Origin of the sequence: Nocardia sp. NBC_00881 (assembly GCF_045207455.1) — a bacterium.
Taxonomy (GTDB): domain Bacteria; phylum Actinomycetota; class Actinomycetes; order Mycobacteriales; family Mycobacteriaceae; genus Nocardia.
Window position 1 is genome coordinate 2,827,780 of the sequence record NZ_CP108798.1, and the last position, 15,300, is coordinate 2,843,079.

General features: G+C 67.1%; 11 protein-coding genes. 4 read left to right on the forward strand and 7 right to left on the reverse strand.

All coding sequences use genetic code 11. The features are described 5' to 3' along the window. Positions 1 to 127 precede the first annotated feature (127 nt). Positions 128 to 583 (forward strand): prepilin peptidase, encoded by a 456-nt coding sequence (locus OH799_RS11140; protein ID WP_406278891.1) that lies wholly within the window; start codon positions 128 to 130, stop codon positions 581 to 583. 74 nt (positions 584 to 657) lie between these two features. Here OH799_RS11140 and OH799_RS11145 read toward each other — a convergent pair whose 3' ends face one another. Next, positions 658 to 5,058, reverse strand: coding sequence for a HAMP domain-containing protein (locus tag OH799_RS11145; RefSeq protein WP_406278894.1), 4,401 nt, complete (start codon positions 5,056 to 5,058; stop codon positions 658 to 660). A gap of 34 nt (positions 5,059 to 5,092) precedes the next feature. After that, complete coding sequence (locus OH799_RS11150; RefSeq protein ID WP_406278897.1) at positions 5,093 to 5,512, reverse strand: response regulator transcription factor; 420 nt, start codon at positions 5,510 to 5,512, stop codon at positions 5,093 to 5,095. A gap of 294 nt (positions 5,513 to 5,806) precedes the next feature. On the opposite strand from OH799_RS11150, the gene aroC reads away from it, so the two are divergent. Genes aroC through aroB form a run of 3 tightly spaced genes read left to right on the forward strand, consistent with a single transcriptional unit; the run spans position 5,807 to position 9,017 of the window. Next, positions 5,807 to 7,015 (forward strand): chorismate synthase, encoded by a 1,209-nt coding sequence (aroC, locus tag OH799_RS11155; RefSeq protein WP_406281997.1) that lies wholly within the window; start codon positions 5,807 to 5,809, stop codon positions 7,013 to 7,015. Continuing rightward, a complete protein-coding gene (locus OH799_RS11160) occupies positions 7,012 to 7,899 on the forward strand; it encodes a shikimate kinase (protein WP_406278900.1) in 888 nt (295 codons plus the stop codon). The genes aroC and OH799_RS11160 overlap by 4 nt, the downstream gene beginning before the upstream one ends. Then, positions 7,896 to 9,017 (forward strand): 3-dehydroquinate synthase, encoded by a 1,122-nt coding sequence (aroB, locus tag OH799_RS11165; protein ID WP_406278903.1) that lies wholly within the window; start codon positions 7,896 to 7,898, stop codon positions 9,015 to 9,017. The genes OH799_RS11160 and aroB overlap by 4 nt, the downstream gene beginning before the upstream one ends. A gap of 174 nt (positions 9,018 to 9,191) precedes the next feature. On the opposite strand, the gene OH799_RS11170 is transcribed toward aroB, so the two are convergent. From OH799_RS11170 to alaS, 5 genes are read right to left on the reverse strand one after another with little or no spacing between them, the layout of a single operon-like run. After that, positions 9,192 to 9,659, reverse strand: coding sequence for a B-4DMT family transporter (locus tag OH799_RS11170; protein ID WP_406278906.1), 468 nt, complete (start codon positions 9,657 to 9,659; stop codon positions 9,192 to 9,194). A 59-nt stretch (positions 9,660 to 9,718) separates the two neighbouring features. Then, the gene (locus tag OH799_RS11175) at positions 9,719 to 10,537 is read right to left on the reverse strand and encodes a shikimate dehydrogenase (protein ID WP_406278909.1); all 819 of its coding nucleotides are present in this window, start codon (positions 10,535 to 10,537) and stop codon (positions 9,719 to 9,721) included. Beyond that, a complete protein-coding gene (gene mltG / locus OH799_RS11180; RefSeq protein WP_406278912.1) occupies positions 10,527 to 12,026 on the reverse strand; it encodes an endolytic transglycosylase MltG in 1,500 nt (499 codons plus the stop codon). Before mltG ends, OH799_RS11175 begins: the two co-directional genes overlap by 11 nt. Then, on the reverse strand, positions 12,023 to 12,589 hold the full coding sequence (ruvX, locus tag OH799_RS11185; protein ID WP_406282000.1) for a Holliday junction resolvase RuvX: 567 nt from the start codon (positions 12,587 to 12,589) through the stop codon (positions 12,023 to 12,025). Before ruvX ends, mltG begins: the two co-directional genes overlap by 4 nt. Further along, a complete protein-coding gene (gene alaS / locus OH799_RS11190) occupies positions 12,589 to 15,255 on the reverse strand; it encodes an alanine--tRNA ligase (RefSeq protein WP_406278915.1) in 2,667 nt (888 codons plus the stop codon). The genes ruvX and alaS overlap by 1 nt, the downstream gene beginning before the upstream one ends. Positions 15,256 to 15,300: the final 45 nt, after the last annotated feature.

Genomic DNA, 15,300 nt, shown 5'->3' on the forward strand with positions numbered 1-15,300 from the left:
CTGGTCGCTGCTATGAGCCGCGTCCGCTGACAACGGTTCGACTCGGTCACTGTTCACAAATCGAGGGGTTGTCCACATTTGGGCGCGGGCGGTTGATCGGGGTGGACGGGCGGCGGAGGTTGGAGGCATGTCCCCCATCGTTTTCGCGCTACTGACCGGGTGGTGTTCGGCCTTGACTATTATCGATCTCAGACATCGACGCCTGCCCGATGCGCTCACCGGCTGGGGCGCGGCGGGCATTTTCGGATACGCGCTGTGCACAGCGCAATTCAGATCCGCGCTGCTCGGCGCGGCGCTACTGGCGGTGCCCTATCTGGTGATTCATCTGGTCGCCCCCGCCGCATTCGGTGCTGGTGATGTGAAACTCGCGGTCGGGCTCGGCGCGGTGGCGGCCCGCGGTGGAGCGCAGGCCTGGGTGTGGGCGGCCATCGCGGCTCCGGTTCTCACCGCCTGCGCCGGTCTTGTCCTGCTGGCCGTCCGCCGGATGCGGGCGCGCGCCGCCGGTCGGTGTCTCGTTCCACACGGCCCGGCAATGTGTCTGACAACCCTGGTCGCGGTTGTTCCCACCACCTGGCCGACATGATGACCACGAGCCCACGCCCGCCTCCAGTGTTCGCCCGCCGCGTGGACCTTCAGACCGCCCACATGGATGCGAACCTATGCTCGGATATCGAGATCTACTACCCGGACTGGTTCGGTGCTCGGCCGCTCCATGGCTTGCAACCAGCGGTCGATGCAGTCCAGGAGTTCGTCGGGGTCGACGGGCTTGGTGATGTAGTCGGTGGCACCGGATGCCAAGCTCTTCTCCCGGTCGCCTGCCATGGCCTTAGCGGTGACCATGATGATGGGGAGCCGGTCGAACCGGGGCATCTTTCGTATCGCTGCGGTGGTGGCGTAACCGTCCATCTCCGGCATCATCGCGTCCATCACGATCACGTCGACGTCCTGGTGGGCCTGCAGCATCTCGATGCCCTTCCGCCCGTTCGGAGCATGCTCGACGGACATCCCGTTCAGTTCCAATATTTCCGCGATCGCCAGGACATTGCGCGCATCGTCGTCGATGAGCAGGACCTTGCGCCCCTCCAGCCCGGGCTGCCCTGTCCGCTTGGCTGCTGTTTCGAGCTTCGAATGGTGGGGGTGGGTCAGCAGCAGCATCAACCGTTCGCGAAACTCGTCCGGCGAAGCCAGCAGTTCGACCCGATGATTTCGGGCATCCGCCTCGGTAAGCCTTTCCCGGTCAGGACCTAGCTCACGGACTGGATGCGCAAGCAGCGGAATACTTCTCGCGTCCGTGTCCTCGGCAAGCCCGCGCAGAAACTCCGGCGCGGACAGGCCCGGCAGGCTCGCGTCCAGCAAGACACACCGATATGGACAGGCGGGCAACACCTTTAGTGCCTCATCGAGGGTACCGACTGATTCGATGCGGACCGGCCCTGCGGTGTCCTCCAATGCCGTGACGACCCCGTGGACAAGCCGGCTCAGCGGCCTGTCGCCTTGGTCTTCGACGACCAGCACCGAACGATCCATAAGCTTCGCTCGTGTCCTCGAGTAGGTGGTGATCTCCGGTTGCGGCGTCACCGGCAGGTAGAGCGTGAATGTGCTGCCGACGCCGAGCTGGCTTTCGGCCCGAATCTCGCCACCGAGCAAGTTCGCCACCTGCCTGCTGATCGACAGACCGAGGCCGGTGCCACCGTATCGACGACTGGTGGTGCCGTCGGCTTGCTGAAACGCGGCGAAGATGGTCTCCAGATTCTGCTCGGCGATACCGATTCCGGTGTCGCTCACGGAGAACGCGATGTGGTTGTCCAACCGCCGCACTCTGAGCCGGATCATCCCCTTCTCGGTGAACTTGACCGCGTTGGACAGCAAGTTGCGCAGCACCTGACGCAGCCGCTGCTCATCGGTGTTGAGGTGGGCGGGAACAGCCGGCTCGACATCGACGACGAACTCGAGGCCCTTCTGGCTGATGAGTGGCTGGAACGTGGTCTGCACGTACTCCAGCAATTGCCGCAACGGAACGGGCTCCCTTTGAAGCTCCATCTTCCCCGCCTCGACCTTGGACAGATCGAGAATGTCGTCGATCAACTGCTGCAGTTCCTTGCCTGCGGACTGGATCACGTTGGCGAACTCGACCTGCTTCGGGGTCAGATTCCGGGTCGAGTTCTGGGTCAATACGCCCGCCAAGATGAGCAGGCTGGTCAACGGTGTGCGTAGCTCGTGCGACATGTTCGCGAGGAATTCCGACTTGTATTTCGATGCCAGCGCAACCTGTTGGGCTCGTTCTTCGATTTCCTGCCGATTCTGTTCGATTTCGAAGTTCTTCATTTCGATATCGCGGTTCTGTCGTACGAGCAACTCTGCCTTTTCTTCGAGTGCCGCATTGGAGTGTTGCAGTTCTCCCGCGAGTCGCTGCGATTCCTCCAGTAAGGAGTCGGTACGCGCATTGGCCATTATCGTGTTGACATTCACGCCGATGCTTTCCATCAGCTGTTCGAGAAAATCTTGCTGTACGACCGTGAATCGGCTGAAGGAGGCCAGTTCGATCACGCCGAGCACCTGATCCTCGAACACTATCGGCAGCACGATCAGGTTGACGGGCTGCGCGGCACCGAGACCGGAGGAGATCTGGACATATTCCGGCGGCGTCCGGTCGACCACGATCGCCGTTTTGGTCAGCGCCACCTGGCCGACCAGCGACTGGCCGAGTTCGAATGCGGTACTACCGTTTTCCTTGCGCCCGTAGCCCGCGATCAGCCGCAGTTGGACACGTTTCCCTTCCGACTCCATGAAGAAGAATGCGCCATATTGGGCGCCGACAAGCGGGGTGACCTGGTTCATGATCAGCTGGGCGACGGCGCTGAGATCCCGGTGTCCCTGCAGACGTCCGGATATCCGAGCCAGGTTGGTATTGAGCCATGCCTGCTCTTCGTTGGTGCGGGTGGTTTCGCGTAGGGAGTGAACCATCGCGTTGATATTGTTCTTGAGTTCGGCGACCTCACCTTTCGCCTCGACAGCGATCGACCGGGTGAGGTCTCCAGTCGCCACCGCGCTCGTGACCTCGGCGATGGCACGAACCTGACGGGTCAGGTTGCCGGCCAGCTCGTTGACGTTCTCGGTCAGACGCTTCCACGTTCCGGACACGCCCTCGACCTCGGCCTGTCCGCCGAGCCGACCGTCCTTGCCCACCTCGCGTGCCACCCTGGTCACCTCGGCCGCGAACGAGGACAAGGTGTCGACCATCGTGTTGATGGTGGTCTTGAGCTCCAGGATCTCGCCGCGCGCATCGACGTCGATCTTCTGCGACAGGTCGCCGCGCGCGACCGCTGTGGTGACCTGGGCGATGGAACGAACCTGGCTGGTCAGGTTGCCCGCCATGGAGTTCACATTGTCGGTGAGGTTCTTCCAAGTGCCTGCGACATTGGGCACCCGCGCTTGCCCGCCGAGTATGCCTTCGGTGCCCACCTCTCGCCCCACGCGGGTGACCTCGTCGGCGAACGACGATAGGGTGTCGACCATCGTGTTGATGGTGTGCGCCAGCGCGGCGACCTCGCCCTTGGCTTCAACGGTCACTTTCTGCGACAGGTCGCCACGTGCCACCGCGGTGGCGACCTGGGCGATCGAACGAACCTGATCGGTCAAGTTGTCCCCCATGACGTTGACCGACTCGGTCAGGCCTTTCCAGGTGCCGGATACGCCCTTCACGTCGGCCTGGCCGCCGAGCCGTCCCTCGGTGCCGACCTCACGGGCGACGCGGGTGACCTCGTCGGCGAACGACGACAGAGTGTCGACCATCGTGTTGATGGTGTCTTTCAGCTCCAGGATTTCCCCTCTGGCATCCACCCGAATCTTCTGCGACAGATCGCCACGTGCCACCGCGGTGGCGACCTGGGCGATCGAACGAACCTGGTCGGTCAAGTTGTCCGCCATGACGTTGACCGACTCGGTCAGGCCTTTCCAGGTGCCGGATACGCCCTTCACGTCGGCCTGGCCGCCGAGCCGTCCCTCGGTGCCGACCTCACGGGCGACGCGGGTGACCTCGTCGGCGAACGACGACAGAGTGTCGACCATCGTGTTGATGGTGTCTTTCAGTTCCAGGATTTCCCCTCTGGCGTCCACCCGGATCTTCTGCGACAGATCGCCACGTGCCACCGCGGTGGTGACCTGGGCGATCGAACGAACCTGGTCGGTCAAGTTGTCCGCCATGAAGTTCACCGACTCCGTCAGGCCCTTCCAGGTGCCTGAGACACCCAGCACCTGGGCTTGGCCGCCGAGCCGTCCCTCGGTGCCGACCTCACGGGCGACGCGGGTGACTTCGTCGGCAAAAGCCGAGAGCTGGTCCACCATCGTGTTGATCGTCGACTTCAGCTCCAGGATTTCTCCGCGGGCGTCCACGGTGATCTTCTGCGACAGATCGCCACGTGCCACCGCGGTCGTCACTTCCGCGATCGACCGAACCTGTGCCGTGAGGTTGCCCGCCATGATGTTCACGGATTCGGTGAGGTCCCGCCATGTTCCGGACACCCCGGGCACCCTTGCCTGGCCACCCAGCCGTCCCTCATTGCCGACCTCCCTGGCGACACGGGTCACCTCGTCGGCAAAAGCCGAGAGCTGGTCCACCATCGTGTTGATGGTGATTTTCAGCTCCAGCAACTCTCCTTTGACATCCACCGCGATCTTCTGCGACAGGTCGCCCTGCGCCACCGCGGTGGCCACGCCGGCGATGTCGCGGACCTGAGCGGTGAGGTTGTCCGCCATCGCGTTCACCGACTCGGTCAAATCCTTCCAGGTGCCCGACACCCCTGGCACCGAAGCCTGGCCGCCGAGCTTGCCCTCCGTGCCCACCTCACGGGCGACACGGGTGACCTCGGTGGTGAAGAGCGAGAGCTGGTCCACCATGCCGTTGAAGACGGTGGCGATCTCGTCCAGCAGCGGGTCACCGACCTCGGGCAGGTACCGCCGGAAGTCACCGTCCCGCACGGCCTTGAGGCCGTCCAGCAAGGGCTGCAGCCGTTCGTCGTTGCTACTCACCAATTCCGTGGTCGCGGTGTCCTGGACCATCGGTATACCTGCCTCACTTCGCCTGTCCAGCCGGTCAATGTCCGAGGTCGACCTCGAAGCAATCCTGGCCGGCGGCGACCCGCCGGATGGCGTCCAGCAGGTCGTCGAACATCCCGGTCTTGAGCACCAGGCCGGCACCACCCGCCGCGATCACCCGGTCCACCATGGCCCGGTTCGCATCCCCGGTGAAAATCAACACCCTGGTCTCCGGAGACACCGTGTGCAGCCGCCCGATCGCATCGATCCCGTCTCCATCGGGCAACCGACGGTCGAGCAGAGTGACGTGTGGCTGGTATCGGCTCGCAGCACCGATCGCGTCCTCGACCGACCTCGCTATTTCGATGACCTCGATGTCGTCGACGAGTTCGAAGGCGGAGTCCAACGCCATCACCACCATGGGGTGATCTTCCGCCACCAGCAGCCGTGTACGGCCAGGGTCGACATCAGCCGACATAGACGTAAGCTTACGTCGATGCTGGTTCGTTGCTGCCGGATTTCGACGAGTTGTATTTCTGATCGCGATTCATGATCGAAATTTGGCCTCGCAGATTCCAGGTCGGGGTTGTCCAAATGTCGAGTTTTCGATCTTTCACCGACGATTTCGAGCGCGGTGGACAACGTGCGCTGCGGCGGCGGCTCATGATCTGTCGTGGGCCGGCGATGGCCGATGCCTCAGGTGTGGCAGCAGTGCCCGCCGTCGGCGGGCCACGTTCCGAAGCACCCGCGTCGACATGGGAAGATGAACAGCGTGCTGCGCTGGATAACTGCCGGAGAATCCCATGGTCCCGCTCTCGTCACGATCCTCGACGGGATGGTGGCCGGCGTCGAGGTGACGTCCGACGAGATCTCCGAGCAACTGGCACGCCGCAGGCTCGGGTACGGGCGCGGCGCGCGGATGAAGTTCGAGGCCGACAAGGTCACCGTCCTCGGCGGCGTGCGGCACGGACGCACCATGGGCGGCCCAGTAGCCATCGAGATCGCCAACTCCGAATGGCCGAAGTGGACCACAGTGATGTCCGCCGACCCGGTCGATCCGACCGAACTCGCCGACCTGGCCCGCAACGCTCCGCTGACCCGGCCCCGCCCCGGGCATGCCGACTACTCCGGCATGCTCAAGTACAACTTCGACGACGCCCGCAACGTCCTCGAGCGCGCCAGCGCACGGGAGACCGCCGCGCGCGTCGCGGCGGGCACCATCGCGCGCAACTTCTTGCGCCAGGCGTTCGGCGTGGCGGTCGTCTCGCATGTGGTCTCCATCGGCGCGGCGCGGAACACCACCAGCATCGTGCCAACTGCCGCCGACCTCGCCGCGGTCGATGAGAGCCCGGTGCGCGCGTTCGACAAGGACGCCGAGGCGGCGATGATCGCCGAGATCGAAGCGGCCAAGAAGGATGGCGACACCCTCGGCGGTGTGGTCGAGGTGGTTGTCGAGGGCCTCCCGGTGGGCCTCGGCTCGTTCACCAGCGGCGAGAACCGTCTGGACTCGCGGCTCGCCGCCGCGCTCATGGGCATCCAGGCCATCAAGGGCGTCGAGGTGGGCGACGGCTTCGAGACCGCGCGCCGGCGCGGCAGCCAGGCGCACGACGAGATGCGGCCCGGCCCCGACGGCGTGCTGCGCTCCACCAACCGCGCTGGTGGGCTCGAGGGCGGTATGACCAACGGCGAGGCGTTGCGCGTGCGTGCCGCGATGAAGCCGATCTCCACCGTGCCGCGCGCACTGTCCACCGTCGACATGACCACGGGCGAGGAAGCCGTCGCCATCCACCAGCGCTCCGACGTGTGCGCCGTACCCGCCGCGGGCGTGGTCGCCGAATCGATGGTGGCGCTGGTCGTCGCGCAGGCCGCGCTGGAGAAGTTCGGCGGCGACTCGCTCACCGAAACCCTCGAGAACATCACCAGCTACGTCAAGCGCATCAACACCCGTCCCCACGTGTCAGCGGACAGTCGGCCGCAATGATCGTGCAGACCGACCCGCGCACCCCGCGCGTGGTGCTGGTCGGACCTCCGGGGGCGGGGAAATCCACGATCGGCCGCAAACTCGCCAGGGAACTCGGTGTCGAGCTGTACGACACCGACGCCGGGATCGAGCGCGAAACCGGTCGCACGATCCCGGAGATCTTCGCCGAGGACGGTGAACCCGAGTTCCGCAGGATCGAGGAGGGGGTGGTGCGCCGCGCTATCCTGGCCCAACGCGGGGTCGTCTCGCTCGGCGGCGGCGCCGTGCTGTCCGCGAACACGAGGGCGCTGCTGCGCAATCGCACCGTCGTCTACTTGGAAATCAGTGTGGCCGAAGGGCTTCGGCGCACCGGGGCGAGCACGCAGCGACCGCTGCTCAACGGCGCGGACGCCGCCGCGAAGTACCGTCAGCTGATGCGCACCCGCCGCCCGCTCTATCGTGAGGTGGCGACCGTGCGGGTACGCACCGACAGCCGCAGCCCGAGTCGCGTCGTACGGATGATCATGACCAAACTCGGCATGGAACCAGTCGAGCCGACCACGGCCGAGCCGGATCCTGAGCAGCACCGCACCGGCATTCCGCAGGGCAGCAGCCGATCGCGGGCCCGGCGGCGCGCCAGAGCCCGGGCGGCCGCGCAACGCAGGGCCGCCGATCCGAGTGAGAGCACCGACGTCGGGGCAGCTCCTACGCCGGAATCCGGTGCGCCCCTCCGGCCGCGCCGCGCCCGAAGGGGCACCGCGAGCGAGCCCGCCGCCGCGGGCGTGGCCGGATCCGGGGACACCTCGGCGTCCAGCGGCCGAACCAGGCGCGCCCGCGCGCGGCGCGCCCGCGCACGGACACCGCAACAGTCAGCGACAGCAACAGAATCGGAGCAAGCCACGTGACAGAGCCGAGTCGTCTCGAAGTCCGGACCGCCGACCCGTACCCGGTGATCATCGGCCGCGGGTTGCTCGACGAACTCGTCGAGTCGGTCCGCGGAGCGACCACGGGCGTGCGGACCGTGGCGATCTTCCACCAGCCGCCGCTCACCGAAACCGCTGAGGCAGTGCGGAAGGCCTTGGCCGACAACGGCATGGACGCACATCGCATCGAAATCCCGGACGCCGAAGCGGGCAAGGACCTGCCCGTCGCCGGGTTCTGCTGGGAGGTGCTCGGGCGCATCGGCCTGACCCGCAACGACGTCGTGGTCAGCCTCGGCGGCGGCGCGGCGACCGACCTGGCCGGCTTCGTCGCCGCCACCTGGATGCGCGGGGTGCGGATCGTGCACGTCCCGACCACGTTGCTGGCCATGGTCGACGCGGCCGTCGGCGGCAAGACCGGCATCAACACCGAGGCGGGCAAGAACCTGGTCGGCTGCTTCCACGAGCCTGCGGCCGTGCTGGTCGACCTGGCCACGCTGGAAACAGTGCCGCCCAACGAGATCGTGGCGGGTATGGCCGAGATCATCAAGGCCGGTTTCATCGCCGACCCGGTGATCCTCGACTTGGTGGAGCGCGACCCGGCGGCCGCGCTCGACCCGACCGGCGAGGTGCTTCCTGAGCTGATCCGCCGCGCGATCCAGGTGAAGGCCGATGTCGTCGCCGCCGATCTGAAGGAGGCCGCCCTTCGCGAGATCCTCAACTACGGCCATACCCTCGGCCATGCGATCGAGCGGCGGGAGCGCTACCGCTGGCGGCACGGCGCCGCGGTCTCCGTGGGGCTGGTGTTCGCCGCCGAGCTAGGCCGCCTCGCGGGCCGTCTCGACGACGCCACCGCCGACCGGCACCGCGCGATCCTGACCGCCGTGGGGCTGCCGACCAGCTATGATGCCGATGCCCTTCCCCAACTGCTCGACGCCATGCAGACCGACAAGAAGACCCGGTCGGGCGTGCTGCGGTTCGTCGTGCTCGACGGCCTCGCCAAGCCCGGCCGCCTGGAGGGACCGGACCCGGCCCTGCTGGCCGCCGCGTACTCGGCGATCGCCCGCGAGGACAGCCCGAGCGGCGGCGCGATTCTGCTCTAGCGCGGCCATGCCACCGCGAACGACGCGCTGCGCTCGACCTGAAGTGATCCCCAACCACGCCGACCGCTGCACGCGCACGGCCCACAGGCCCGCGCGGGTGGCGCGGCCGACCGGTGCGTGGGGCCCGGATACGCGAACGACGCGGTCCTGAACCGGGGCGTGCCGTTTGTGGGGTCAGAGCGCGATGGCGTGCGCGTGCGGCGGTGTGGGCCGCTTGGCGCCCCGCCGTTCGGCCAGGATCCGGCCGATGCCGACACCGATCAGCGCGGGCACGAAGATCAGCAGGACGATGAAGGACGCGCCCGCGGTGAGTTCGAAGAGCAGGCCGTTGTCACCGAGATCGAACCGCGGCAGCCAGTCCAGGATCCAGGCGACCAACCCGCTGCCGACGCCGCCCACGACAGCTGCTTTCAGCCAGAGCAGGGTCAGATCGGAGCCGCGATCCGGGTCCGATCCGGCGGAACGGTCCGCGCGGCCATCCAACAGACCCCAGAACACGATGGCTGCGACCAGCACGATCAGGCATAGGATGCGCATCCATGCGCCGTGCGTGGGCCAATTCACCATCGCAAACCCGAGCACGGTACGCAGGACGACCACCAGCGCGCCGAGCACGGCGGCCCGCACCACCCAACCATTCATGCCGACCACCATAACCTCGAGCTACCCGGATCGAAACTAGAACTCGTATCAGTTCTCCGTCATTGTGCCTGGCCCGCCAGCGCGGCGGCCATCTCCGCGCGCGGTGCCGGTTGTCCGGTGAACTGCGCGACCTGCCCATAGGCTTGGTTCAGCAGCATCTGCAGTCCGCTGACCACGGTGTGCCCTGCGCGCTCGACGGCCTCGGCCAGTGCGGTCGGCCACGGGTCGTAGATCGCGTCGAGCACCACGGGGGCCGATGCCACCTGGTCCGCGACGGCCGCAGCGGCGGTCGCGGGAATGGTGCTCACCACGGCGCCCGCGGACGCGCAGGCCGCACCGATGGCGTCGGCGTCGAAGCCGACCAGGGCTGCGGCCATCCCGAGCCGGTCCGCGAGCTCCAGTGCGCCGACGGCCCGCCCAGCGTCCCGGGCGATCACGGTGACCGCCTTCGCGCCCAGCTCAGCCATCGCCAGCAGCGCGGGCCGCGCGGTACCGCCCGCGCCGAGCACTACGCCTTCGGCCAGCTCGGTAACCCCTCCGCCGCGCAGCGCGCCGAACACCCCGTCCACGTCGGTGCAGTCCGCCCGCCAGCCGCTCTCGGTACGAACCAGCGTGTTGGCCGACCCGACCAGCACGGCCCGATCGGTGCGCTCACTCGCATAGGCCAGGGCGGCCTCCTTGCCCGGCATCGTCACCGAGAGCCCGACCCACTCTGGCCCCAGCCCGTCGACGACACTCGGCAGCTGCTCGGCCGAGCACTCGATGCGTTCATAGGTCCAGTCCAATCCGAGCGCGCGATAGGCGGCCAGATGCAGCTGCGGGGACCGGGAGTGCGCTATCGGCTTGCCGAGCACCGCCGCCTTGCGATTACCGGCCACTGTCCAGAATTCCGCTCTGCCTTGCCTTCTCGATGTTGCGGAGGTGCTCCTGGTAGCCGTCCGTGAACAGGGTGGTGCCCTGCTTGTCGACGGTGACAAAATACAGCCACGGCCCCGGCTCCGGATTCTCCATAGCGCGTAGCGCATTCAGCGATGGCGCCGAGATCGGCGTGGCGGGCAGGCCGGGCATCGCGTAGGTATTCCATGGGTTGTGCTGGGCCCGGTCGGTGTCGGTGGTCGCGACCTCGGTGCGGTCCAGGGTGTAGTTCACCGTCGAATCGAACTGCAGCGGCTGATCGACCCGCAACCGGTTCACGATCACGCGCGCCACCTTGGACATGTCCTGCGGCAGCGCTTCCCGCTCGACCAGCGAGGCCCCGATCAGCGTCTGGTACGGGTTCAGCTTGGTCTCGGCGCCCGACTGCAGCAGCCCGGTGCCCTCGTAACTGCGCGCACTGGCGGTCACCAGCTGCGCGAGGATTTGCTCGGGCGTCCCACTCGGATCGAAATCCCAGGTGCCCGCCGCGATCAGGCCCTCGAGCTGCCTGCCGCGGTCGGGGACGTTGCGCACGACCTGCTCGGCCCAGCGCGGCACCCCGAGCGCGGCCAGGTTCACGCCCGCGCCCGCGGCGTCGAGCTGGTCATAAGTCACGCACTTCTGGGTTGGCCCCGTTCCGACGCAGCTGGCGTCCGCGATCTTGCGGTAGATGCCTTCCTTGCGCGATCCGGTATTCACGTCCTGCTGGTCGTGCAGCTGACGCCCCTCGGATACCACCAAGTTGCCGACCCGCGAGGACTTGTTGATCAGGGCAGTCACCGCCTGCGCGGCGGGGCTGCGGCTGGGTATCGCGTAGTAACCGGGTTGCACGGCGCTCATGTTCGAGTTGCGCACCGCCGCCTGAAAGAATGCGCCCGTGCTGGCGACGACGCCGCGCTCGACCATGGTCGAGGCGATCTGCTGGGACGTGTCGCCCGGCTGCACCTGCACCACCACGAGCGGGCCCGCCGGACCCGCGAAATCTTCCGGGCCGGCCATGCTGCCGATCAGTTTCATTCCCGCGAACACCGCGGCGCCGGTGAACAGCAGCACGAAGACACCAGCGATGATCCACAGAGTCCTGCGCCGCCGCTTGCGCTCAGCCGCCTTGCGCGAAGCGGCCCGAGAGCGCTTGCCGCGCTGCAAGCGTGTGGGGCGCTCCCGCTGCGCCCGCTTCGGGCGGCGCGCCTCTTGACGGCTCACGCGCGGACGTTGGTTTCCGGTTCGCGGGCCCGGCGGTGGCGGCTCGTCGTCGTCATCGACGTAGCGGGGGATGACAGTGGTGTCATCGTCGTAATCGTCGTAGTCGGGGCCGACGACGGGACGGTGCGCGGGCGCGTCTCCGTCGTCGTATTCGTCGTATTCATCCCAGGCCCGGTCGTCTCTGCGGTAACGCCGATCAGCTTCACGCTGTCTGAACAGTTCCTCGGCCCGCGCCCACCGATCCGTCATGCATCGTCCCCGGACGACACAGGACGTCCCGCTTCCACCGACCTCAACACCGCACTCCGTTCGTCCAACCATCCTTGCAGGATCGACACGGCCGCCGCCTGATCGATCACCTGCCGCTGGCCACGCGCGCGAACTCCACTGTCCCGCAATGCACGTGCAGCTGACACCGTAGTCAAACGTTCGTCGGAAAGCCGGACAGGCACCGGGGCGACAGCAGCCCGCAATCGCTCAGCGAATGCGATGGCCAGCGTAGCGGCAGTGCCCTTCTCCCCGCGCAATGTTCGCGGCAATCCTACGACGACCTCGACAGCCTCGTACTCCCGCACAATTTCGGCAATTCTGCCGATATCGGGAGCCGCCCCGGAAGTACGCTGATTCTGTTTCGCGCGCGGCACGGTCTCCACCGGCGTGGCGAGGATGCCGTCGGGATCGCAGGCGGCGACCCCGATGCGGACGGTGCCGACATCGACGCCGATCCGCCTCCCCCGCCCAGGATCGGTGTCAGGATGCGGCCGGTCGGAGCCGCGTGGCGCCGCTCGCTCCGGACTTTCGGCGTCGTCCATCACCCGGCCAGTTCGGCCACCCGAGCGCGGACCGCGGCCAGGCCCGCTGGAATGCCGGACGGATCCGAACCGGCACCCTGCGCCATCTCCGGCTTGCCACCGCCGCGGCCCGCGATGCTGGGGCCGAAGCTGCCGACAAGATCACCGGACTTGACGCCGAGTTCCTGGGCGGGCTTGTTCACGGCCACCACGAACGGCACCTTGCCGTCGGCGTTGCCGAGCAGCACCACCACGGCGGGTTCGGTGCCGAACCGGCCACGGATATCGGTGGCCAGTGTCCGCAGATCACCGGCCGGCACGCCCTCGGGCGCGGCGACGGCGACCAGCAGCAGGCGGCCGATCCGCTCGGCCTCCTGGACGAACTTGCCGGCCGCGGACAGCACGGCGGCCGTCCTGGCCCGCTCGAGCTCCTTCTCGGCCACCTTGAGCCGCTCGACCAGCTGCTCGACGCGGGCAGGCACCTCCTCCGAGGGCACCTTCAGCGACGACGCGACACCAGCCAGCAGCGCTCGCTCCTTAGCCAGGTACTTGTAGGAGTCCAGGCCGACGAACGCCTCGACGCGCCGCACACCGGAGCCGACCGACGACTCGCCGAGCACCGTGATCGGACCGATCTGCGAGGAATGCTGCACGTGCGTGCCACCGCAGAGCTCCATCGAGAACGGGCCGCCGATCTCGACGACGCGGACCTCGCTGCCGTAATTCTCGCCGAACAGCGCCAGGGCGCCCATCTGCTTGGCCTTCGGCAGGTCGGTGACGAAGGTGTTGACCGGGAAGTCCGAGCCGACCGCGTCGTTGGATACGGCCTCGATGTCGGCCTTCTGATGCTCGGACAGCTGGCCCTGCCAGTTGAAGTCGAAGCGCAGGTAGCCCGGCTTGTTCAGCGAGCCCGCCTGTACCGCGTTCGGGCCGAGCACTTGGCGCAAGGCGGCGTGCACCATGTGCGTGCCGGAGTGCCCCTGGGTGGCGCCGCGCCGCCAGGCCGGGTCGGCCTGGGCGAGCACCACGTCGCCCTCGGTGATCTGGCCCTGCTCGACCGTGGTTTTATGCACCCAAAGCTTCTTGGCGATCTTCTGCACGTCGTTGACGCGCACCTTCAGGCCGGACGCGGTGATGCTGCCGCGGTCGGCGATCTGGCCGCCGGATTCGGCGTAGAGGGGGCTGCGTTCCAGGATCACCTCGACGTCCTGGCCCGCGGTCGCGGTCGGCACCCGCACGCCGTCGGAGATCAGGGCCAGCACCGTGGCCTCGGAGGTCAGCTCGTCGAATCCGGTGAACTCGGTAGCGCCGCGATCGACGAGTTCCTTGTAGACGGTCAGGTCGGCGTGGGCGTGCTTGCGGGACTGTGCGTCCTCCTTCGCGCGCTTGCGCTGCTCGGCCATGAGCGAGCGGAAGCCCTCCTCGTCGACCGAGAGACCGGCCTCGGCGGCCATCTCCAGGGTCAGATCGATCGGGAAGCCGTAGGTATCGTGCAAAGTGAAGGCGTCCGACCCGGCGATCGTCGCACCGCCCCCCGCCTTCACCGCGGTCGCGGTGTTCTCGAACAGCGTAGAGCCGGTATTCAGCGTCTTCAGGAACGCCGTCTCCTCACCGACCGCGACGGTCTCGATACGGCGGAAGTCGGTGGACAGCTCCGGATAGGACGGGGTCATGAGATCGCTGACGACCTTCATGAACTCGCCCATCACCGGTTTCTCGGCGCCGAGCAGGCGGGCCGAACGCACGATGCGGCGAAGCAGGCGGCGCAGCACGTAGCCGCGGCCGTCGTTGCCCGGGTTCACACCGTCGGCGATCAACATGGCGGCAGTGCGGGCGTGGTCGGCGATCACGCGGAAGCGCACGTCGTCCTCGTGCTGCACACCGTAGGAGCGACCGGTCAGCTCCTCTGCCTTGTCGATGATCGGGCGCAGCAAATCTGTCTCGTAGACATTGTCCACGCCTTGCAGCAGCAATGCGATCCGCTCGACACCCATACCGGTGTCGATGTTCTTCTTCGGCAGTGTCCCGACCGGCGGATGGCCCAGCTTCGGACTCAGCTCGCCACGGATGTCCTGCATGAATACGAGATTCCAGATCTCGAGGTAGCGGTCCTCGTCGGCGACCGGCCCACCATCGCGGCCGTGCTCCGGACCGCGGTCGTAGTAGATCTCCGAGCACGGACCGCCCGGGCCAGGCACGCCCATGTCCCAGTAATTGTCCTTGCCGTCGCGGAACTGGATCCGCTCCGCGGGGATGCTCGCGACCCGGCGCCAGATCTCGGCCGCCTCGGGGTCGTCCTGGTACACGGTCACCCAGATCCGTTCGGGATCGAACCCGTACCCGCCTTCGTCCTGGGGCTTGCTGATCAGCTCCCAGGCGAGGGTGATCGCCCCCTCCTTGAAGTAGTCACCAAAGGAGAAGTTCCCCGCCATCTGGAAGAACGTGTTGTGCCGCGTGGTGACACCGACCTCCTCGATGTCGCCGGTGCGGACGCATTTCTGCACGCTCGTCGCCCGCGGGTAGGGCGGCGCCTCCTGACCCAGGAAGTACGGCTTGAACTGAACCATGCCCGCGTTGACGAACAGCAGGTTCGGGTCGGCCAGGATCAGCGAGGCGCTCGGCACCTCGGTGTGGCCGGCCCGAAGGAAATGGTCCAGAAAACGCCGGCGGATCTCGTGGGTCTGCACAGAAATCCAGCCTACCGGTGCTGCGCACGTGATTATTCATCGACC

Coding starts and splice junctions, on each gene's coding strand:
- OH799_RS11145 (WP_406278894.1), bottom strand. CDS start 5,058: ATGGTCCAGGACACCGCGACCACGGAATTGGTGAGTAGCAACGACGAA.
- ruvX (WP_406282000.1), bottom strand. CDS start 12,589: ATGGACGACGCCGAAAGTCCGGAGCGAGCGGCGCCACGCGGCTCCGAC.
- OH799_RS11160 (WP_406278900.1), top strand. CDS start 7,012: ATGATCGTGCAGACCGACCCGCGCACCCCGCGCGTGGTGCTGGTCGGA.
- OH799_RS11170 (WP_406278906.1), bottom strand. CDS start 9,659: ATGAATGGTTGGGTGGTGCGGGCCGCCGTGCTCGGCGCGCTGGTGGTC.
- OH799_RS11140 (WP_406278891.1), top strand. CDS start 128: ATGTCCCCCATCGTTTTCGCGCTACTGACCGGGTGGTGTTCGGCCTTG.
- OH799_RS11150 (WP_406278897.1), bottom strand. CDS start 5,512: ATGTCGGCTGATGTCGACCCTGGCCGTACACGGCTGCTGGTGGCGGAA.
- mltG (WP_406278912.1), bottom strand. CDS start 12,026: ATGACGGATCGGTGGGCGCGGGCCGAGGAACTGTTCAGACAGCGTGAA.